This is a genomic window from Nonomuraea sp. NPDC049419 (assembly GCF_040676995.1).
GTDB lineage: Bacteria > Actinomycetota > Actinomycetes > Streptosporangiales > Streptosporangiaceae > Nonomuraea > Nonomuraea salmonea.
Genome location: NZ_JBFAQB010000002.1, coordinates 120,850 through 140,815 on the forward strand (window position 1 = coordinate 120,850; position 19,966 = coordinate 140,815).

Here is a 19,966-nt window from a genome sequence, read left to right on the forward strand (position 1 = left end):
CGATGCTATCGCGGGTGAAACCCCAGCTTTGTCAGCTCCTGCCGTGATCCGTGGAAGACATTGCGGTCGACGGGGCTGCTGGCGTACTGGTGAATGGTCCAGTCGCGCCAGGGCCTGGGCACGGAAGGACGGCCGCGGGGGCTGTGCGGGCTGGCGATCCACAGGGGGTATTCGGCCAGCCCGGCGCAGTGTCCGCCGCGCGCGAACGCGCTGAAGGTGTAGATGAACGGCCGCACGCCGCCGTGCCGTTCGACGTAGTGGCACCAGCGGCGCGCGAAGCGGGCCACCCGCTCGGGCCGCGCGCCGTCGTTGGTCTCCAGGTCGAGCGCGACCAGGTCGCCGCGGCGAAACCCGCCGGCCGACTGGATCACCCGCAGGAAGTGGCGGGCCTGCTCGATGGGGTCGCCCTTGGGCCTGGCGAAGTGGTACGCGCCGCAGACGATCCAGCTCTCCCGCATGCCGTTCCAGTTGCGGGCGAACCACTTGTCGGTGAAGTCGCCGCCCTCGCTCGCCTTGGCGAAGGCGAAGGCGACCCCGGCCTCGGCATGACCTGCCCAGTCGACGGTGCCCTGCCAGTTGGACACATCAATGCCATGTAGCACGCTCTTCACCTTGTCGGATCTTATGGGGACGCCGGGCGCTCAGCCCTTCGCCGCGCCGGTCAGCAGGTCGAGTGTGCGCTGCCGGCCGGCGAACGGCGAGGCCACGAAGTCGGTCACCCCGGCCTGCCTGAGCTGGTCGAGCCTGGCGAGCACGGTGTCCTCGTCGCCGACGACGGCGACGTCGCCGGGAGTCGCCGCGCCCTCCCTGTCGAGCATGGCACGGTAGCTGGGCAGCGTCCCGTACACCGAGAAGATCTCGTTGGCGCGGGCGACGGCGCCCTCGGGGTCGTCGGTGACGCTGATGGGCAGCGAGCAGACGATGCGCGGCTCGGGACGGCCGGCCTCGGCCGCGGCGGCCCTGATGCTCGGCGCGATGTGCTCGGCGATCGTCTTCGGCCCCGTCATCCAGAGCACGGTGCCGTCGGCGACGGTGCCGGCGAGCTTCAGCATGCGGGGGCCCAGCGCGGCCACGAGCACGGGCAGGCCCGCGCCCGGCGTGCCGAGCTTCAGCTCGGCCTTGAGCGTCTCGCCCTGGTACGACACCTTCTCGCCGCGCGAGAGCGGCAGCAGGATGTCCAAGTACTCCTTCATGTGCCTGCCGGGCCGCTCGAAGCTGTAGCCGTAGACACCCTCGATGACGACCTGGTGCGACAGGCCGATGCCGAGCGTGAACCGGCCGCCCAGCGCGGCGTTGGCGGTCATGGCCTGCTGGGCGAGCACGGCCGGGTGGCGCGGGTAGGTGGGCACGACCGCGGTGCCGAGCTCCAGAGGCGGGGCCTGCACGCCGGCCGCCGTCAGGGCGGTGATGGCGTCGAGGCCGAAGATGTTGGACAGCCAGGCCGAGGTGAAGCCGCGCTCGGCGGCGCCGGCGATCTGGTCGCGCAGGCCGGTGATGGGGTCACCGTCTTTGGCGGACTCCGAGAGCAGGATGCCGTATCGCATGGAACAGAACTCCGTTCTAGTGGCTGAGGCGAATGTATCCCCCCACGCCGCCACGCGGTCACCCGCCGGGCCGCTCCCCGTTTGTAAAGTGACCTACATGACCCACGAACGCGCAGGACAGCCCGCCCGGCCCTCCGATCTGGTCGACGTCGCCAGGCTGGTGACGTCCTATTACGCGCTGCATCCCGACGCCGGCGAGGTGGGGCAGCGGGTCGCGTTCGGCACCTCGGGGCATCGGGGCTCGTCGCTGAAGACGGCCTTCAACGAGGACCACATCCTGGCCACCAGCCAGGCGATCTGCGAATACCGGCGCGACCAGGACACCGACGGCCCCTTGTTCCTGGGCATCGACACCCACGCGCTCTCGGAGCCGGCGCGGGTGTCGGCCATCGAGGTGTTCGCGGCCAACGGCGTCGACGTGCTGATCGACTCGCGTGACGGCTACACGCCGACGCCCGCCGTCTCCCACGCCATCCTGCGCCACAACCAGGGCCGCACGAGCGGCCTGGCGGACGGCGTGGTGGTGACGCCGTCGCACAACCCGCCGGGCGACGGCGGGTTCAAGTACAACCCGCCGCACGGCGGACCGGCCGGCACCGAGGCCACCTCCTGGATCCAGGACCGCGCCAACCAGCTGCTGCAGGACGGTCTCAAGGGCGTGCGCCGGGTCCCCTACGCCACGGCGCTGCAGCGGGCGGGCCGCTACGACTTCCTCGGCACCTACGCCGACGACCTGCCGAGCGTCGTCGACCTCGACGCGATCAGGTCGGCCGGGGTGCGCATCGGGGCCGACCCGCTGGGCGGGGCGAGCGTGGCCTACTGGGGGGAGATCGCCGAGCGGCACGGGCTGTCGCTGACCGTGGTCAACCCGCTGGTCGATCCGACGTGGCGGTTCATGACGCTCGACTGGGACGGCAAGATCCGCATGGACTGCTCGTCGCCGTACGCGATGGCCTCCCTCATCTCCGCCCGCGACACCTATGACATCGCCACCGGCAACGACGCCGACGCCGACCGGCACGGCATCGTCACCCCCGACGGCGGCCTGATGAACCCCAACCACTACCTCGCCGTCGCCATCTCCTACCTCTACGCCCACCGCGACGGCTGGCCCGCCGACGCCGGCGTGGGCAAGACGATGGTGAGCAGCGGCATCATCGACCGCGTGGCGCAGTCGCTGGGGCGGCGGCTGTACGAGGTGCCGGTCGGCTTCAAGTGGTTCGTGCCCGGCCTGCTCGACGGGTCGCTCGGGTTCGGCGGCGAGGAGAGCGCGGGTGCGTCGTTCCTGCGGCGCGACGGGTCGGTGTGGACGACCGACAAAGACGGCATCATCCTCGCCCTGCTGGCCTCCGAGATCCTCGCCGTCACCGGCGAGTCGCCGAGCGCCCACTACCGCGGGCTGACCGAGCGGTTCGGCGAGCCCGCGTACGCCCGCGTCGACGCGCCCGCCACCCGCGAGGAGAAGGCCGTGCTCGGCAAGCTGTCGGCCGCGCAGGTGACGGCCACGTCGCTGGCCGGCGAGCCGATCACGGCGGTGCAGACGTCGGCGCCCGGCAACGACGCCGCGCTCGGCGGCGTGAAGGTCTCGACGGAGAACGCCTGGTTCGCGGCCCGGCCGTCGGGCACCGAGGACGTCTACAAGATCTACGCCGAGTCCTTCAAAGGCCCCGACCACCTCGCCAAGGTCCAGGAGGAGGCCCGCTCCCTCGTCTCCGCCGCCCTCGCCTGAAAGCCCGCCCCAAGCGAGGCGGGCCTCGGGCGGGAGCGGGTCTCAGGCGTAAGCGGGCCTCGGGCGAGGATCCGCCGGTCCGAGGCGCGCCGCCCGAATACCTGCCGGGCGGTCAGTAGCCGAGGTGGCGGCCGCCGTCGCCGACCAACACCTCGCCCGTCATCAGGTCCGCTTCCAGCAGGGACGTGACCATCTGGGCGATGTGGCCGGGCTGTGCGGTGCGGCGGAGCGGGGCCTTCAGCTCCTCCTTGGCCGCCATCTCCGAGAACACCTGCTCCCCCACCCGGTCGATGTGCCAGCGGGTGGCCACGATGCCGGGCGCGACGGCGTTCACCCTGACCTCGGGGCCGAGCGCCACCGCCAGGTCGCGGGTGAGGTGGATGAGCGCCGCCTTGCTCACCCCGTACGCGATGGACGAGCCCGTGGCCTGCAGCCCCGCGATGGAGGCGACGTTGACGACGGCGCCCCGCGACGCGCGCAGGGCGGGGGCGAAGGCGCGGGCGCAGTAGAACGGTCCCATGAGGTTGACGCCGAGCAGCCGCCGCCACACCTCGTCCGTCAGCCCTTCCAGGTCGGGGAACGGCACCCAGGTGGTGGTGCCCGCGTTGCACACCAGCGCGTCCACGCGCCCGTGGTCGGCGAGCACGCGCTCGGCCATCCGGCGTACGGCGGCGTCGTCGGACACGTCGGCCGCCACCGCCGACGCCTTGCAGCCCATGCTCTCCAGCCGCGAGACGGTGGCGCGGGCCTCGTCGGCCGAGCGGGAGTAGTTGACGACCACCGCCGCCGCGCCCTTGGCGGCCAGCCGCTCCGCCACCGCCGCGCCGATGCCGGTGCCGCCGCCGGTGATCACGGCGACGCTGCCGTTGATGTCCATGCCGGTCACTCCTTGAGTGGGTCGAAGGCCGCGATGTCGATGTGTTTGGCGCCGGGCAGCGCGGCGTGGCCGCTCAGTCCGAGCCGCCCGGTGGCGTACGCGACGCTGAAGCGCGAGGCCGACTGCACGCCGGTCTGGGCGTAGGAGCCGTAGTAGCCGCCCCGGCACGACCGCCGTCGCCCCGCGGCGCGAGACCACCCCGGGGATGCCCTGATCGCCCCAAGGTCAAACGGCCATCCGGAAAGGGCTTACCGCCCGAGTTCCGGAGCCGTGGCGGTGCTCATGCCCGTACGTCCGAGGTCGGCCCTGCGGCCCGCGGCGACGCCCGCGCGGTAGCCGGTGCCGCTGGTCCGCGGGACGCTCATGCGGACGCGCGGATAGTGCGCGGCGACCACCCGATCGACCTCGGCCCTGCGGTCGGCCAGGACGATCGCGGTGCCGGTGGGCGCCGCCTCGGCCGCCGCCTGCTTCTCGGCCGCGCACAGCAGCCGGTAGACCTCGTCGGTGAAGCCGAGCAGCCAGGAACGCCGGTAGGCGCGGACGGCGCCGGCCGGCGGCTCGGTCCTGGCCAGGCCGGAGGCCATCTGCAGCAGCAGCGAGGTGGCGAGCACGTCGGCCCGCTCCAGGTCGGCGGCGAAGCCGAACACGTGCACCCGCTGCCCGCCGTCGCCGCGCCCGATGAGCAGCGGCCGGCAGCGTACGGCCTGCGCCACCAGGCTCACCAGCCTGGCCTTCTCCCTGGCCCACGGCGGCGGCAGGGTGACGATGCGGTCGGCGGGGGTCTGGCGGGTGCCGGCGGGCGGCAGCGAGTCGATGCCGTGCTTGGCCATCAGCGCCGACGCGGCGGCCATGAACGTGGCCCGCTCGTGCTCGTTGTCGGTGCGCTCGGCCTTGGCCAGCAGCTTCCTGACGCGGTCGAGCGTGCGCTCCCGCAACCGAGGCCCCCTCCCGTGCCCGCTGATCTGCGGGCACGATGCTAGCCGGGGTCAGGACTTGCTCGTCAGGACCCGCCCGTCGTCGGCGATGGCGGGGAACGCTCCGGTGTCGACGATGCCGTGCTGCTGGTAGAGCGCCTCGATGAGGGCGTGCGCGCGGGGCTCCAGCTTCCACAGGGCGCGGTACTCGCGCGCGGTGGCCAGCGAGATGCCGATCTCCTGGGCGATGTCCACCGTGCGCGGGACGATGCCCTTGGCGATCTGCCGGTCCCAGAACTCGCGGGCGGCCCGCATGAGGGCGGCGCGCTCGGCGGTGCTGACCACCTGCGGAGTGGCGTCGAGCACGGTGACGTCCTCGTCCTCCTCGCGGACCAGCTCGGCCAGGGCGGGCGGCAGCGCGGGGCGGGCGGGCACGGGGTGCTGCTCGGCGTCCTGCTCCCAGGGCACGCGGGGGTCGGCGTCGATGAGCGCGGAGGTGTTGTAGAGCGCGGCGATCTGGGCCAGCAGGGCCTCCTGGCGCTGCGGGTCGACGGCCAGCCCGGTGTGCTCGACGGCCTGGTCCATCGCCTTGTCGAGCTTGGCGAGCGCGGCGCGCATCTTGCGCTCGGACGCGCCGCCCTCGCGCAGCGCCTTGGCCTTCTTGGCGGCCAGCGCGACCCTGGTCAGGCGGCGGTGGGCGTCGACCTCGCTGGCGGTACGGTCGCTGACCTCGGCCAGGCCCATCCTGACCAGCAGCCGCTCGGGGGTGAGCCGCCAGTTGATGCGGCCGGTGCCGCGGATGCGGTGGCGCTCGATGGCCATGCCGCGCTCCCACAGCCAGGCGGCCACGAGCGGGGCGGCGAGGCGGAAGACGGCCTCGGGCAGGCTGCGCGCGTCCATGCTGGACAGCACGGCGGTCAGGCAGGTCAGGGCCCACACGGCGATGCCGTCGATGCCGGCGGAGAAGTTCTCGCGCATGTTGCGGCGGGCGCGTACGGCGCTGGTGATGATCGCGACCTCGATGAACGCGAACAGCAGTAACCGCAGCGGGCCGTCGAGCCCCAGCACGTCGCCGGAGAAGCGCCACATGCCCTGCGCGGACACGCCGGTGGCGATGGACGCGGCCACGACGGTCAGCACGTCCTCGACGGGGCGCGGGGCGACGTACCTGGACCACAACCAGGCGACGACGCGCCAGACGACCCTGACCACCAGGAAGGCCAGGACCAGCCCGGCCAGGCTCAGCAGCGCGATGACGGCGGTGGCGAGCGGCTTCTCGGCGATGAAGGCTGTTATTTCCTCAAATGTCGGCATCTGTCACTATCCGTGAGGGCTCAAACTCCGGCTCTATGCGACGAGATCATCGCAGAATGTCGCCATCTTGTACGCCAAACGCCGTCTGCTGCCCCAGTTTGCCCTGGTTTCACGGCAGTTCTGTGACCTTGACGCAACGTACCTGCCTGGAACGCGCCATCCCGCGCGCCCGGGGGGTGGCACCGGCTCGCGCGGCCCGCGCACAATGAGACCGGGAAGAGGCAGCTCAGCCGGTGACCCTGCCGCCCCCGTCGGCCAGTCGGAGGGGTAAATTCCTCCTTTCGGAGGGCAACACCCGCCCTTCCGGATGGGACCATCGATGCAGGGATTTATCCCAACTTGGTGTGATGCATCCCAGCAGGACGGATATCGATGTCAGAGACAGAAGAGTTCCCGCTCGTCCAGTTCATGCGTGAGGGGTTCGACCCGGTGGGCGAGCTCGGCCGCATCAGGAACGAGCACCCAGTCTTCCCGATGGAGATCCCCGGAGGGCAGACCGTCTACCTCGTCACCCGCTGGGAGGACGTCCGCGCGGTGCTCGGCGACCACGAGCGCTTCAGCAACGACTTCGCCGGCGTGATCGGGCTCGGCTCCAACCAGGAGGACCCGGGCGGCCTGGGCTTCCGCGACCCGCCCGAGCACACGCGGCTGCGCAGGTTCCTCACACCCGAGTTCACCATGCGGCGGCTGCGCCGCCTGGAGCCGCGCATCGAGGCCATGGTCGAGGAGCACCTCGACCGCATCGAGGCCAAGGGCGCCGAGGGCATGCCGGTGGACCTCATGGAGGAGTTCTGCCTGCCGATCCCGTCGCTGGTGGTGTGCGAGCTGCTCGGCGTCCCCTACGAGGAGCGGGCCGACTTCGTCAAGATCAGCAAGGACCGGTTCGACTTCACCGCGGGGCCCGAGGCGTCGCTGCAGGCCATCAACGACGCGATGACGTACCTCGTGGACCTGGTCGCCCGCGAGCGGCAGAACCCCGGCGACGGCCTGCTCGGCCAGCTGCTGCGCGAGCACGGCGACGAGCTGGACGACCGCACGCTGGCCAGCATGGCCGACGGCCTGCTCACCGGCGGCCACGACACCAGCACCAGCATGCTCGCGCTCGGCACCCTGTGGCTGATCCAGAACCCCGAGCAGGCGGCCAAGGTGCGCGAGGTCGACGGCTACATCGTGGACGTGGTCGAGGAGCTCCTGCGCTACATGACGGTCGTGCAGGTCGCCTTCCCCCGCTTCGCCCGCGACGACCTGGAGCTGCACGGGGTGCCGATCAAGAAGGGCGAGATGGTGCTGTGCTCGCTCACCGGCGCCAACCGCGACCCCGCGCTCGGCGAGGACATGGACGAGGTGCGCCCGGGCCGCGAGACCACGGGCTCGCACATGGCGTTCGGCCACGGCATCCACCGCTGCGTCGGCGCGCCGCTCGCCCAGATGGAGATGCGCATCGCCTTCCCCGCGCTGCTGCGCCGCTTCCCCGGCCTGCGGGTGGCGGGCGAGGTGCCGTTCAGGGAACTGGCCATCGTCTACGGCGTCAAAGAGCTACCCGTCGCCTGGTAGAGCGGTTACGTTCGCCATGTGGACGAGCATGTCATCGACCTGACCGTGATCAGCGCCGTCGTCTTCGACACCGACGGCGTGGTCACCGACACCGCTCGGGGACACGCGGCCGCCTGGAAACACGTCTTCGACGCCTTCCTGCGCGGCCGCTCGGAGCCGTTCGACATCCGCGACGACTACCTGCGGCACGTGGACGGCCGGCCGCGGCTCGACGGCATCCGCACCTTCCTGGCCGCGCGCGGCATCACCGTGCCGGAGGGCTCGCCGGCCGACGAGCCGGGCGCCCCCACCGTGCACGGGCTGGGCCTGGCCAAGGACCGCTCCTTCCTGGAGCAGGCCGGCAAGTACGGCGTGGCCGCCTTCCCGCCCACGGTGGCGCTGCTGCACGAGCTGCGCAGGCGCGGCGCCCGTACGGCGGCCGGCTCCGCCAGCCTGCACGGCCGCAGGCTGGTCACCTCGGCGGGGGTGATGCACCTGTTCGACCTCATGGTGGACGGCAACGACGCCGCGCTGATGAACCTGCCGGGCACGCCCGACCCGGCGCTCTTCCTGGAGGCCGCGCGCCGGCTCGACCTGCCGGCCGCCGGGATCGCCGTGGTGGCCTCGGCGCTGCCGGCCGTCGAGGCGGGCAGGAGGGGCGGCTTCGGCACGGTGGTCGCGGTCGGGGCGAAGGCCGGTGCGAAGGCCGGGGACGCGGCGGGCGGGCTCGTCGTCGTGGGTGATCTGAGTGAGCTGGGGGTGCGTGGGCGGGTCCTACCCTTGAGAGGGTGACCGTACTGATCGATCCGCCCCACTGGCCGGGGCCGCGCGGCCTGATGTGGTCGCACCTCGTCAGCGACGACTCCCTCGATGAGCTGCACGACTTCGCGGGACGGCTGGGCGTGCCGCCGCGGGCGTTCGACCGCGACCACTACGACGTGCCGGAGACCGTGCACGCGCAGGCGGTGGAGCTGGGCGCCGAGGCGGTCAGCTCGCGCGAGCTGCTACAGCGGCTGATCGCGGCCGGTCTGCGCCGCCGCAAGCGCCGCTAGCTCGGCGGTCATGTTGGCCCGCGCGGGCTCCTCCCACAGCGCCCGCGCGCGTGGCGTGCGGAACAGGACGGGCGTGGCGAGCAGCCGGCGCAGCACCTCGCTCCGCCCGGCGGCGAACAGGTCGTCGGGCACGTGGGCGTACTCCTGGCGGACGGCGCGGGCGTAGGCGTCGTAGCCGGGGCCGCCCAGCACCGCGAGGTCGGCGTCGCAGAGCACGGCGCCGTCGCGGTCGCCGGGGGCGAGCGTGTCGTGGGCCGCCGTGAGGCGCACCAGCCTGGCCACCTCCGACACCCGGTGCGCCGGCACGCCGCAGCGCGGGAGCCTCGACTGGGCGAGCTGGGCGCTGCGCTCCTCGTCCCAGCCCGGCCTGCCGTCGTAGACGGCGTCGTGGAACCAGGCGGCCAGGCGTACCGCGGCCTCGTCGCCGGCCTCGCCGGGCAGCAGGTCGATCGCGGCGAGGACGGCGGCCAGGTGGTCGCGGGTGTGGTAGCGGCGGTGCGGCTCGGACCAGCGGGCCAGCAGCTCGGCGTGCACGGCGCGCGAGGCGCGCGACTCCCCCGCCGGCTCCGCCCACCGCGGGAAGGACGTCGCACCCTCGATCATGGTTCCACCGTAGTGGTAGCGTTCCTGGCATCGGTACGACAGGCGGAGACGCTCGGCGCCTGCCCCGGTGGCGGGAGCTGCGGGCCGTCATGCCGCGAGGCCCCCGGTGGTCGCGCGCGGCCCGGGTGGCGGCCGCGGCCGACGTGTCCGATCTGCGGCGGCTGGCCGCGCGGCGGGCTCCGCGCATGGTGTTCGACTACGTCGACGGCGCCGCCGAGTCCGAGCTGTCGCTGGCCAGGTCGGTGGCGGCGTTCGAGCGGGTGGAGTTCGCGCCGCGGGTGCTGCGTGACGTCTCCGACGCGCCCACCTCGGTGGAGATCCTGGGCCGGCGCGTCTCGATGCCGGTCGTGCTCGGGCCGACCGGGTTCACCCGCATGATGCACCGGTCCGGCGAGCGGGCGGTGGCGCGGGCGGCACAGCGCGCGGGCGTCCCGTACACGCTGTCCACGATGGGCACCACGACGGCGGCCGGCGTGGCCGCGGCGGCGCCCGCCGGCTGGAACTGGTTCCAGCTGTACGTGGTCCGCGACCGCGCCCGCACCCTGGAGACGCTGGCGATGGCGTCGGAGGCCGGCATGGACGTGCTGGTGGTGACCGTGGACGTGCCGGTGGCGGGGGCGCGGCTGCGCGACGTGCGCCACGGCCTGACGGTCCCGCCCACGCTGCGCTGGCGCGGCGTGCTGGAGGCGGTGCGGCATCCGGCGTGGTGGTTCGACTTCCTGACCGGTGAGCCGCTCAGGTTCGCCACCGTGGACGGCGCTCCCGAGGACCTCGCGGGGCTGACGAACCTGATGTTCGACCCTTCTGTGACGTTCGCCGACCTGGAGTGGATCAGGTCGGCGTGGCAGGGGCGGCTGCTGGTCAAGGGCGTGCAGCGGGCCGACGACGCCAAGGAGCTGGCGGCGCTGGGCGTGGACGGCGTGGTGGTGTCCAACCACGGCGGGCGCCAGCTCGACCGGTCGGCCACCCCGCTGGAGCTGCTGCCCGCCGTGGTGGCGGCGGCCGGTGACCGCACCGAGGTCTTCCTCGACGGCGGCGTGCGCAGCGGGGCCGACGTGGCGGCCGCGGTGGCGCTGGGCGCCCGCGCCTGCTTCGTCGGCAGGGCCTACCTCTATGGCCTGATGGCCGGTGGCGAGGCGGGCGTGGACCGGGTGCTGGCGCTGCTGCGGGCCGAGCTCGTACGCACGCTGCAGCTGCTCGGCGCGGGCGGCGTCGAGGGGCTGGGCCCCGACCTCGTCAGGCTCAGGGACCGCTGACCCCGGGTCCCGGAAGCCGCCAGAGGAAACGGCGCCATGTCAGAGGCGAAAAGCTCGTATTTCGCCGCCGCCGTCGTCGCTCTGCTCCTTCGCACGGGGACCCGTCCCGCGGAGAGGAGATCGCAATGGCGACCGGAGAATTCCAGGTGATGAAAGTGCCGGCCGAGCAGTTGGCGGGCATTCTCCATGGCCAGGTGATCGATCCCGGGGCGCAGCCCACGAACGTCGTCCACTGTGGCGAGGGCTGGACCGTGGACGTGAGCTGGGAGGTCACCGGCGAGCTTGTCGACTGGCTGGTGGGCCGCTGGCAGTTGGAGATCATCGCCGACCGGATCGGCGGCGGCGAGTCGCGGCATCCCGCGCCGCCCGTTGAGATGACGTTCACCCCCGGCTCCGGGCGATATACGGCCTCCATACCGATGCGGGGGCAGCTGTCCCCCGGCACCTATGACCTCGTGGTCATGCTCACCACCACCACGGCCGCCGGCACCGCGGGGGCGCTCGGCGGATTCGTGGTGATCAGCAAGATCACCGTCAAGGAGTGAGCGGCATCCGCCCCGGGCGGCGACCGCCCGGGGCGGTCCTGGGGACGGGCCGATGTACGAACCAGCACCAAGGCTGAGAAGCATGGCGATGTTAGTGCAAGCCCCTCGCAAGCGGACACTCCTACGCTCCAGCCCTGGCGGCCACGGGGCAAAGCAGGCCGCCGACTGTATCTGACGCTCCTGGGGGCGCTCTTTACTCCATGAGCATGCCCCGGGGGCGACGGGACCGGCATAACGGGAGACTTGATGTCCGACACTCCGATGACCGCCGACGACGTGCTGCGCATCGCGGCGTACAAGGACCGGAGCGCGGCACTCGAAGCGATGGTCATCGCCTACAGCTACCACCGCGTGGCCTCCGACCTCGCGGCCCACCTGGGCCGGGAGGCGAACAACTGGTACTGCTACGCCACCTGGACCTCCAAGGCCGTCGGGGAGAGCCTCGACCTCGGCCCCGGCTCGCCGTTCATCGAGGACTTCGGCCGCCGCCTGCGCGTGCCGCAGCGCTTCCGCCGGCTGTTCAGGGCCGCGCTGCTGACCCTGCTCGGGCCGAGCTACCAGCTGGGGCTGGCGCTGGCCAACCGGGCCATCTTCCTGGAGACCGCCAGCCTGGCGGTCAACCTGTGGAACGACACGCCCGACCGCTTCCTCAAGGTCAGCCCCGAGTCCGAGGTGACGCCCACGCCGCCCGAGTTCCTCACCGGCCTGCTGTCGCCGGCCGACCCGCGCTACCTGAAGGACGCCGCGCAGCTCATGGTGGCGGCCGCCGCGACGCGGGACCCGGCGGAGCGGGCCGAGCTGATGCTGGGGGCGAACATCGCGCTGTCGGCTTATGAGCAGGCGCGCGCGCAGGCGGCGCTCGAACTCGTGCTGTACCGTCCGGTGCGCTGGCTGACCCGGGTGTCGTGGCGCTCGCTGCGCTCCCTGGTGACGCGCCGCCCGTTCCCCCGCTTCCGCCTGTACGCCGCCGCGCACGCCGACCAGCCCTGGCTGACGCGCACGCTGGAGGGCCTGTGGTCCTCGCTCTACACCCGCCACCTGTTCGCCGTGGCCACCCCGCTGAGCGACGTCAAGGTCGGCAGGCCGCTGACCCCGCCGCCCGGCGTGGACCTCGACGAGGCGTGGGCGCCCATCCAGAACGAGAAGGTGCGCAAGCTGGCCGAGGAGTTCGTCACCGAGGACCGCGAGGCGTCCCTGGCCGGGGTGCGCGACTGGGTGTCCTATCCCGACCGGATGCGCTTCATCGTCAGCTATTTCCGCGTCTACCAGAAGGTGGACGCCCTCTACCGGGTGCCCTTCGGCAAGGAGGTCGCCGACGGGCTGGCCGAGGAGATGCGCAAGGGGCTCGTCCCCGAGGCGATCAGCCAGATGTTCGTCGACCGGCCGGGACTGCGGCCGCGCAAGCTCTACCGGTACCCGTCGGAGACCGACCCCGACGCGTACGAGATGGCGCACTTCGACTTCGAGCCGTTCCTGGAGGCGATCCCGCTTGACCCGCCCGACACGTCCGCTCCGTCAGGCAAGCCCGGTGACTAGGTCAGTCGAGGAAGTCGCGGGTGATCTCGCGCGCCTGCAGCAGGCCGCGTAGCTTCGCGAAACAGCGGGCTCGGGTGGGCCCGATGCTGCCGACCGGCCTGCCCAGCCTGCGCGCCACGTCCACGTAGTGGGGCTCGGAGGTTTCCGTGAGCGCTCTGAACAGCACCCGCTGGGCCGCGGGCAGCTCCTCGACGAGCTCTTCGAGGGTGCCGGCCAGCCAGATCCTGGCCAGTTCCCTGTCGACGTCGTCGGTGCTGCCCAGCGAGTCGAGGTCGGGGGTGCAGATCTCCTTCGTCCTGCGGGTGAGCTTGAGGCACTCGCGGAAGGCGATCGTGGCGAGCCAGCCCGCCATGCGCTGGCCGTCCTCGACGCTCTTGAGGTTCTGCCAGGCCAGCAGCCAGGTGGTCTGCAGGACGTCCTGGGCGTCCTCGTGGCCGAGCCTGAACCTGCGGATGCGGGCCTTGAGCATGGGGCTGAACTCCTCGACCAGCCGCTCCCAGGCCAGCGCGTCGCCCTCCTGGGCGGCGGCCACCAAGGCTCCGGTGTCGGGACGCGGGTCGGGACGGGTGTCAGAGCGGGTGTCGAGGCGTTCCATGGTGTCCACGTGCATGTCGTTCTCCCTGCCGGTCCGGACACTCGGGGGGTCGGCTCCGGCCGGCTCACCCACCGTGCGCCGGATGATCCGGAAAGACTGTTCCGGACGTGACAGCCTGGGTGTGTCGCTGGTCACATTTCAAAGATCGCTTTCCAGAAGCTGTCCCCCGGCGGAATGCGGCCTAGAGTTCTTGCATGAACGGGCGCAGCGGCCTTCCCCACGACGCCGAGCCGGTCGCCGCGGTGCTGGCGGAGATCCCGTTGTTCCAGGTGCTCGGAGAGAGCGGCATCCGCAGCACGGCGCGGGCGGGCCTGACCCGGCGCTACCGGTCGGGGCAGATCATCTTCCATCAGGGCGACCCGGGAGAGTCGCTCTACGTCCTGCTGGACGGTCTGGTGAAGGTGGTGTTCACCACCGAGCACGGCGACGAGATCGTCCTCAACATGCTGGGCCGCGGCGACACCTTCGGCGAGATGGCGCTGCTGGACGACTCACCGCGCTCGGCCTCCATCGTGACCGCGCGGCCCGCCTGGGTGTTCGCGCTGCCCAGAGTGCGGCTGCTGGAGCTCATGCGCGAGCACCCTGGGCTGGCCGACGAGTTCCTGCGGCTGCTCGGCCGCATGGTGCGCAGGCTCACCGACCAGGCGGCCGACCTGGCCTTCCTCGACCTCGGCGGGCGGCTGGCCAAGCTGCTGCTGCAACTGGCCGACAAGCACGGCCAGGCCGGCGGGGTGGTGGACCTGCCCGGGCTGACCCAGTCCGACCTGGCCGCGCTGATCGGCGCCTCCCGCCCGGCCGTCAACCGGGCGTTGCAGTCGCTGGTGGCGCGCAACCTCATCGCCGTCGAAGGCCGGACGATCACGCTGCTGGACGTCGCCGCCCTGCGGAAACGGGGCGGCCTCTGACCGAATCTGGAGTACGGGGCACATGAACGATCGTGAGGGGCGCTGGCCGGAGGAGAGATTCCGGCAGCTACGGCAGCAGGCCGATCCCGACGTCGACAAGGTGGTCGCCGAATACCTGCAGGAGCAGCCCCCGGGGCGGGGCGCGCTGGAGCTGGTCAAGGCGGTGGTCGCGGAGCTGGGGGCGGCCAAGCGGGAGGCCAGGGAGCCCTCGGGGGAGCCGCCGGCGTCGCGGATCTTCGAGGCGCTCGACTTCGCCAAGGAGCTGCCCGAGTGGGGTGACGACCGGGAGCTGCTGGCCAGGGGGCAGGCGGTGTTCGCCGACCACGGGCTCTACCAGTCGGCGGCGCTGTTCTTCGCCTGCCTGCCGATGGCGTACGCGGAGGTGTCCAGCGCCAAGGTGCTGGCCGGCGTCTCCAACCTCGCCACGCACGGGATGACCCGCAGGGTCGCCGAGACCGGGCAGATGCTGGTGGACGTGATGGGGCTGAAGAGCACCGACAGCCTCCAGCCCGGCCGGCCTGGCCACACGACGGCGATCGGGCTGCGCATCCTGCACTCGTTCGTGCGCGCCCTGGTGGACGAGCGCTACGCCGACCACTGGGACACCGAGCGGCTGGGCGCGCCGGTCAACCAGGAGCTGCTGCTCGCCACGCTCTTCGACTTCTCCGTGGTGACGTGGGAGGCCATGGAGACCATGGGCGTGGTGCTGAGCGACGAGGAACGCGCCGCCAACCTCTACACGTGGAGCGTCTTCGGCCACCTCATGGGCATCGAGGTCTGCCGCGAGGGGCCGCTCACCCTCGGCGACGTCGAGCCGGTCAGCGCGCGCCTCGGCCGGCTGCTGGAGACCAGCGACGAGGGCCGCCTGCTGATGGCGGTGATGCTGAAGGAGATGGAGGCGTTCATGCCGCTGGGCTGGCGCAAGATGCCGCGCAGCCTGGTCCACTGGATCTTCCGGCACGCCTCCCACGGCGCCGACCGGGTGCCCGAGCTGCTCGGCGTGCCCGCGCCCGCCTGGTGGTTCACCGCCCTGTTCGCCGCCGCGAAGGCCGCGCACGGCTCCTCGTGGCTGGCCGGGCCGGTGGACGGTGTGGTTCGCTGGCTGGTACGCAAGGCCGGGCGGCAGATCGTGGTCGCCCTGATCGACCGCCACTCCGACGGGCAGGCGGCGTTCAGGATCCCCGACGAGCTGGCCCGAGCCTGGCGGATCAGGCAGTCGCGCGCGGCCGTGCAGACCCGCGCGATCCGCAGGAACGTACGCACGAGGCTACGAGCGCCCGCCCGCGGGCGGAAAGGGCCGCACAGTGACAGCCCCACATGAGCCGGGCACGCTCACCACGGCGACCATCCTGTTCACCGACGTCGTCAGCTCCACCGCGCTGCGCATCAGGCTCGGCGAGGAGCGGGCCAACGTCGTCTTCCGCCGCCTGTACGAGCTGCTGCGCTCGGTCGTGACGGCGAGCGGCTCGTCGTTCACCAAGAGCCTGGGCGACGGGCTGATGGCGGTGTTCGGCTCGGCCACGGCGGGGCTCGACGCGATCATCGCGGTCCAGCAGGCGGTGGCCGACGAGAACGAGCGCGCCATGGACAAGATCTCCATCAGGGCGGCGCTGGCCGCCGGCGACGTGTGCTGGGGGCACGACGACGTGAGCGGGCTGCCCACGGTGGAGGCGGCCCGCCTGGTGGCGATCGCGGAGGGCGGTCAGGTGCTCTGCACCGACCTGGTCAGGCGGCTGGCCCAGGGGCGCAGCAGGCACGAGTTCAAGGACCTCGGGCGGCTGCCCGGCAAGGGGCTGCGCGAGCCGCTGCACACGTACGAGCTGCACTGGCAGAGCGCCGACCACCACCTCGGCGGCGGGCTCGCGCCGTGGCTGGACGACGGGGGCGCGCTGCCGTTCGTGGGCCGCGAGGAGGAGCTGCGGGCGCTGGACGGCGAGCTGGCGGCGGCCGAGTTCGGCGGCAAGCTGGTGATCCTGGAGGGCGAGCCGGGCGTGGGCAAGACCCGGCTCGCCTCCGAGGCGGCCAGGCGGGCGCTCAAGCGGCAGTTCACGGTGCTGGCGGGGCGGTGCACGGATCCGGCGCGCAAGGCGTACGAGCCGATCGCGGGCGCCGTCGAGCGGCTGGCCCGCACCTCGCCCGCGCTGCTGCTGCGGGCCGGCATCGACCAGCAGTGCGGGCAGCTCGTCCGGCTGGCGCCTTCGCTGGCCGCGCCGCCGCTGTCGCTGGAGGTGCCGCCGGCCACCGAGCCGGTCTCCGAGCGCTACCAGCTGATGGCCGCCGCCCGCACGCTGATCGAGCGCCTGGCCACCGTACGCCCGGTGCTGCTGATCATCGACGACCTGCAGTGGGCGACGCTGGAGTCGCTGCAGATGCTGAGCGCCCTGATGTGGGACTCCGACGCGCTGCCGCTGCTCGTCCTCGCCATGTCGCGGCCGGTGCCGGTCGAGTCCGCGCCCTCGCAGACGCTGCCCGAGCTGCACAAGCTGACCGCCGACGCCCGGGTGATCCCGGTGCCGGCGTTCGGGCTCGACGAGGTGAGCGACGCGCTCGCGCTGTCGCGGGCCCGCGCCGACGCCGAGCGGCTGCACCGCATCACCGGCGGCAACGCGTTCCTCGTCAGCGAGGTCATCAGGGAGCTGGGGGCGGGCAAGGACCTCGACGCGCTGGCCGTGCCCGACTCCGTCACCCGCATGGTGACGGCCCGCGTCGCGCAGCTCCACCCCGACGCCCGCGACCTGGTGAGCCTGCTGGCCGTGGGCGAGCGGATGGACTCGGCCGAGCTGCGCGGCGGCCTCGACCTGGACGAGCCGCGCTTCGTGGCCGCCGTCGAGGAGGCCATGGGCACGGGGCTGGTGACCATGCTGGACAACGGGTCCTGCCAGTTCTCCCACGAGCTGACCAGGACCGCCCTTTACACCACGCTCTCCGCGCCGCGCGCCGCGCTGCTGCATGGGCGAATCGCCGACGCGCTGCTCGCCACCGGCCCCCACGCGATGCGGACCAGGCCGTATGTGGTGGCCGCCCACCTGCTGGCCGCCGCCGAGCAGGGCCGCGACCCGGCACGGGTGAGCGCGGCGGCCGACGCGGCCGTGCACGCCGCCCAGCACGCGCTGGCCGGGCTCGCCCACCGCGAGGCGGTCACCTGGTACCAGCGGGCGCTCGCCCTGCTCCCCGACTCCCCCGGCGCGACCCGCGAACGCCGCGCCGAGCTGCTGGTCGAGTGCGGCAGGGCGATGTGGCTGGCCGGGCACCCCGACGCCCGCCGCACCCTGCTCGACGCGGCCGACCTGGCCAGGGAGTGCGAGCGCCACGACCTGATCGTCACCGCCGCGCTCGGCGGCGACCGGGGCTCCTCCATCTCGGCGGCACCCGACCGCGAGCGCATCGCGCTGCTCACCGAGGCGCGCAAGGTGGTCGACTCCACCGACGTCAGCACCCGCGCGCTGCTGGCCGCGCAGCTCGCCTCCGAGCTGATCTGGGCGCCCGACGGCGAGCGGCGCTTCGCGCTCAGCGACGAGGCGGTGGCCCTGGCCCGCAAGTCGGGCGACCCGCGCACGCTGGCCGGCGTGCTCGGCATGCGCAGCCTGACCATCATCCCCGCCGACCCGCTGCACCAGCGCCACCGCGACGGTGACGAGATGCTGGAGGCGGCCCGCCGCACCGGTGACGACCTGGCGCTGTTCCACGCGTACGTGCAGCGCACGCCCCCCGTGCTGGACAGCGGCGACGCCGCCAAGGCGGCCGACCTGCTCGACCGGGCCGACGAGCTGGCGCACCGGCTCGGGCAGCCGCACCTCAACTGGCTGATCGGCTACTCCAAGGCCGGGCTCACCCTCATGCAGGGCGACCTCGCGCAGGCCGAGGCGGAGGCGGAGGCGGCGCTGCGGCTCGGCTCCGAGATCGGCCGGCGGCTGGAGGCGGTGGCCATCTTCTCCGAGCAGATCGCGGAGATCCGGCGGCTGCAGGGGCGGCTGTGGGAGCTGCGCGACCGGCTGCGCCGTGCCGGGCAGGCGCCCAGGGTCGATCCGGTGCACGCGGTGCTGCGTTACCTGTGCGAGCTGGCCGACGAGGAGGCGGGGCCGCTGCTCGACCGCATACTCGCCGACGGCGGCGAGACCCCGCCGCGCAACATGGCGCACCGGCCCGCGCTGGACAACCTGGCCGTGGCCGCCGCCCGGCTGGGCCGTGCCGAGCTGGCCGGGCGCCTGTACGACGCGCTGGCCGGCGGCGGCGAGACGTTCGGCCACGGCACGATCGCCCACCACTGCGGCCACCACTACCTCGCCCACCTGTGCGTGGCGATGGGCGACGAGCAGCGCGCCGCCGGCCACTTCGAGGCGGCCGCCGAGGTCCACGAACGCCGCGGCGTCCCCCTGATGCTCGCCGAGTCCTTGCTCGACTGGGCCGACCTGCTCGACGAGAGCGACCTGGACGGCCCCAAATCCTCGGTCCTGCGCAACTGGTGCCGCACCCTGCTCTCCGGCCGCGGCGCCCTGCTGCTGGACCGCCGCGTCGCCACCTAGCCCCACCGCGGGCCCTGTCGACCGCGGGTCACCGAACCACCGACCTGCCTTGCTGTCCCTTCGAGGTAGGGATGGGCTTCCGGCCGGTGGCGCGCCCCCGGCGGGTGGTCAGGTGGTGAGGGTGTGGCCGGCTTCGACTGCCTGGCGGACGGTCCTTGCGAGGGTCTCCTCCAGCGCCTCGCCCTGGGCTTCCAGGGCGGCGAGCCCGTCGGTGTCGTCGGTGTGGGCGAGCAGCGCCCGGTACGCGTCGTTACGGGCCAGCGCGTCGCGGGCGCGCAGGGCGGCATCGGCCTCGGCGACCCGGTGGGCGTAGCGTTCCAGCCGGGTCACCCGGGCCTCCACGGCCGCCGCCGAGCGGTGCAGCGCCTCCTGCTGCGGCGCCAGCACGGCCCGCAGCTCGGGCGTGACGACGCCGCTCATGGCCCGCTCCTGCTCCTGCCACAGCCGGGTCTGGGTACGCAGCAGCACCGCGATCTCCCAGATCTGCCGGGGCAGCAGCACCTCGTTGGCCAGCCCGTCGAGCAGCCGCAGCCGCATGGCCTGCGAGGTGTAGACCGACATGACGGCCCGCCTGGCGCGTTCGAGCAGGGCGCGGGCGGGCGCGGCCAGCTCGGGGACGAGCACGTACCGATCGTGGAGCGAGTCCGCAGGCTCGCGGCGTAAGCGCGGGATGAACGCGTCGATGACGGCCAGCCGCTCCTGCTCGGTCAGGTCGGGGTCGGCGATGAAGTCCACGGTGCGGCGGACGTGATCGCGCTCCCTGACGAGCTGCCGGCGCTCGGCGGCGGCCGCGTTCCTGCGGTGCAGGACGTCGTGCGCCACGATGAAGACGGCCAGCCCGATCGGGATGAGCAGCACCGTGTAGAGCAGCCCGATGTCGCCGAACACGCCATGCAGGAGGAGGGCGGCGAGCACGATCGCGACGCAGATCGCCAGCGATGACCACGCGTACCCGCGGCGACCGGCCACACCGACCCCCTCACGAACGAACGAACGAGTCCCGAGGCGTCCTGCGAATTCACAATAGCCCCGGAATGCCG

The 19,966-nt window shown here is 72.8% G+C and carries 19 protein-coding genes; 10 read left to right on the forward strand and 9 right to left on the reverse strand.

Going from position 1 to position 19,966, the window contains the following annotated elements:
* Positions 1 to 5 precede the first annotated feature (5 nt).
* Together AB0K12_RS05830 and AB0K12_RS05835 are read right to left on the reverse strand one after the other, a co-directional pair.
* Positions 6 to 602: a GH25 family lysozyme gene (locus AB0K12_RS05830; protein WP_364555930.1), complete on the reverse strand. Its 597-nt coding sequence runs from the start codon at positions 600 to 602 to the stop codon at positions 6 to 8.
* Positions 603 to 641: 39 nt separating this feature from the next.
* Positions 642 to 1,544 carry an LLM class F420-dependent oxidoreductase gene (locus tag AB0K12_RS05835; protein WP_364555932.1) on the reverse strand — a complete coding sequence of 301 codons (903 nt, stop codon included), beginning with the start codon at positions 1,542 to 1,544 and terminating at the stop codon, positions 642 to 644.
* A 97-nt stretch (positions 1,545 to 1,641) separates the two neighbouring features.
* On the opposite strand from AB0K12_RS05835, the gene pgm reads away from it, so the two are divergent.
* Positions 1,642 to 3,273: a phosphoglucomutase (alpha-D-glucose-1,6-bisphosphate-dependent) gene (gene pgm, locus AB0K12_RS05840; RefSeq protein WP_364555935.1), complete on the forward strand. Its 1,632-nt coding sequence runs from the start codon at positions 1,642 to 1,644 to the stop codon at positions 3,271 to 3,273.
* Positions 3,274 to 3,385: 112 nt separating this feature from the next.
* On the opposite strand, the gene AB0K12_RS05845 is transcribed toward pgm, so the two are convergent.
* The 4 genes from AB0K12_RS05845 to AB0K12_RS05860 form a co-directional block, all read right to left on the reverse strand.
* A complete protein-coding gene (locus AB0K12_RS05845) occupies positions 3,386 to 4,150 on the reverse strand; it encodes an SDR family oxidoreductase (protein WP_364555937.1) in 765 nt (254 codons plus the stop codon).
* A gap of 5 nt (positions 4,151 to 4,155) precedes the next feature.
* Positions 4,156 to 4,278 carry a hypothetical protein gene (locus AB0K12_RS05850; protein WP_364555939.1) on the reverse strand — a complete coding sequence of 41 codons (123 nt, stop codon included), beginning with the start codon at positions 4,276 to 4,278 and terminating at the stop codon, positions 4,156 to 4,158.
* Between the two features lie 120 nt (positions 4,279 to 4,398).
* A complete protein-coding gene (locus AB0K12_RS05855; RefSeq protein ID WP_364555941.1) occupies positions 4,399 to 5,085 on the reverse strand; it encodes a DUF2786 domain-containing protein in 687 nt (228 codons plus the stop codon).
* Between the two features lie 51 nt (positions 5,086 to 5,136).
* Positions 5,137 to 6,378, reverse strand: coding sequence for a hypothetical protein (locus AB0K12_RS05860; RefSeq protein WP_364555943.1), 1,242 nt, complete (start codon positions 6,376 to 6,378; stop codon positions 5,137 to 5,139).
* A 372-nt stretch (positions 6,379 to 6,750) separates the two neighbouring features.
* Between AB0K12_RS05860 and AB0K12_RS05865 the strand changes: the two genes are divergently transcribed.
* The 3 genes from AB0K12_RS05865 to AB0K12_RS05875 are packed head-to-tail and all read left to right on the forward strand — an operon-like array spanning position 6,751 to position 8,963.
* Complete coding sequence (locus AB0K12_RS05865) at positions 6,751 to 7,932, forward strand: cytochrome P450 (RefSeq protein ID WP_364555945.1); 1,182 nt, start codon at positions 6,751 to 6,753, stop codon at positions 7,930 to 7,932.
* Positions 7,933 to 7,950: 18 nt separating this feature from the next.
* A complete protein-coding gene (locus AB0K12_RS05870; protein WP_364555947.1) occupies positions 7,951 to 8,703 on the forward strand; it encodes an HAD family hydrolase in 753 nt (250 codons plus the stop codon).
* Positions 8,700 to 8,963, forward strand: coding sequence for a DUF4031 domain-containing protein (locus AB0K12_RS05875; RefSeq protein WP_364555949.1), 264 nt, complete (start codon positions 8,700 to 8,702; stop codon positions 8,961 to 8,963). The genes AB0K12_RS05870 and AB0K12_RS05875 overlap by 4 nt, the downstream gene beginning before the upstream one ends.
* Here AB0K12_RS05875 and AB0K12_RS05880 read toward each other — a convergent pair.
* Positions 8,916 to 9,566 carry a metal-dependent phosphohydrolase gene (locus AB0K12_RS05880; protein ID WP_364555951.1) on the reverse strand — a complete coding sequence of 217 codons (651 nt, stop codon included), beginning with the start codon at positions 9,564 to 9,566 and terminating at the stop codon, positions 8,916 to 8,918. The two genes, AB0K12_RS05875 and AB0K12_RS05880, sit on opposite strands and share 48 nt — an antisense overlap.
* Before the next feature lie 89 nt (positions 9,567 to 9,655).
* Between AB0K12_RS05880 and AB0K12_RS05885 the strand changes: the two genes are divergently transcribed.
* The 3 genes from AB0K12_RS05885 (at position 9,656) to AB0K12_RS05895 (ending at position 12,903) form a co-directional block, all read left to right on the forward strand.
* Positions 9,656 to 10,822 (forward strand): alpha-hydroxy acid oxidase, encoded by a 1,167-nt coding sequence (locus AB0K12_RS05885; RefSeq protein ID WP_364555953.1) that lies wholly within the window; start codon positions 9,656 to 9,658, stop codon positions 10,820 to 10,822.
* A 125-nt stretch (positions 10,823 to 10,947) separates the two neighbouring features.
* Positions 10,948 to 11,367, forward strand: a complete 420-nt coding sequence (locus tag AB0K12_RS05890) for a hypothetical protein (RefSeq protein ID WP_364555955.1) — start codon at positions 10,948 to 10,950, stop codon at positions 11,365 to 11,367.
* Between the two features lie 246 nt (positions 11,368 to 11,613).
* The gene (locus AB0K12_RS05895; RefSeq protein ID WP_364555957.1) at positions 11,614 to 12,903 is read left to right on the forward strand and encodes a hypothetical protein; all 1,290 of its coding nucleotides are present in this window, start codon (positions 11,614 to 11,616) and stop codon (positions 12,901 to 12,903) included.
* A gap of 1 nt (position 12,904) precedes the next feature.
* Here AB0K12_RS05895 and AB0K12_RS05900 read toward each other — a convergent pair whose 3' ends face one another.
* Positions 12,905 to 13,513, reverse strand: coding sequence for a sigma-70 family RNA polymerase sigma factor (locus AB0K12_RS05900; RefSeq protein ID WP_364555959.1), 609 nt, complete (start codon positions 13,511 to 13,513; stop codon positions 12,905 to 12,907).
* Positions 13,514 to 13,692: 179 nt separating this feature from the next.
* On the opposite strand from AB0K12_RS05900, the gene AB0K12_RS05905 reads away from it, so the two are divergent.
* From AB0K12_RS05905 to AB0K12_RS05915, 3 genes are read left to right on the forward strand one after another with little or no spacing between them, the layout of a single operon-like run.
* Complete coding sequence (locus AB0K12_RS05905; RefSeq protein WP_364555961.1) at positions 13,693 to 14,403, forward strand: Crp/Fnr family transcriptional regulator; 711 nt, start codon at positions 13,693 to 13,695, stop codon at positions 14,401 to 14,403.
* A 22-nt stretch (positions 14,404 to 14,425) separates the two neighbouring features.
* The gene (locus AB0K12_RS05910) at positions 14,426 to 15,724 is read left to right on the forward strand and encodes an oxygenase MpaB family protein (RefSeq protein ID WP_364555963.1); all 1,299 of its coding nucleotides are present in this window, start codon (positions 14,426 to 14,428) and stop codon (positions 15,722 to 15,724) included.
* Entirely contained in the window at positions 15,708 to 18,926 is a 3,219-nt protein-coding gene (locus tag AB0K12_RS05915; RefSeq protein WP_364555965.1) for an AAA family ATPase, read from the forward strand. Before AB0K12_RS05910 ends, AB0K12_RS05915 begins: the two co-directional genes overlap by 17 nt.
* Before the next feature lie 108 nt (positions 18,927 to 19,034).
* Here the strand turns inward: AB0K12_RS05915 and AB0K12_RS05920 are convergent, their stop codons facing one another.
* Positions 19,035 to 19,895, reverse strand: a complete 861-nt coding sequence (locus AB0K12_RS05920) for a hypothetical protein (RefSeq protein WP_364555967.1) — start codon at positions 19,893 to 19,895, stop codon at positions 19,035 to 19,037.
* Positions 19,896 to 19,966 lie beyond the last annotated feature (71 nt).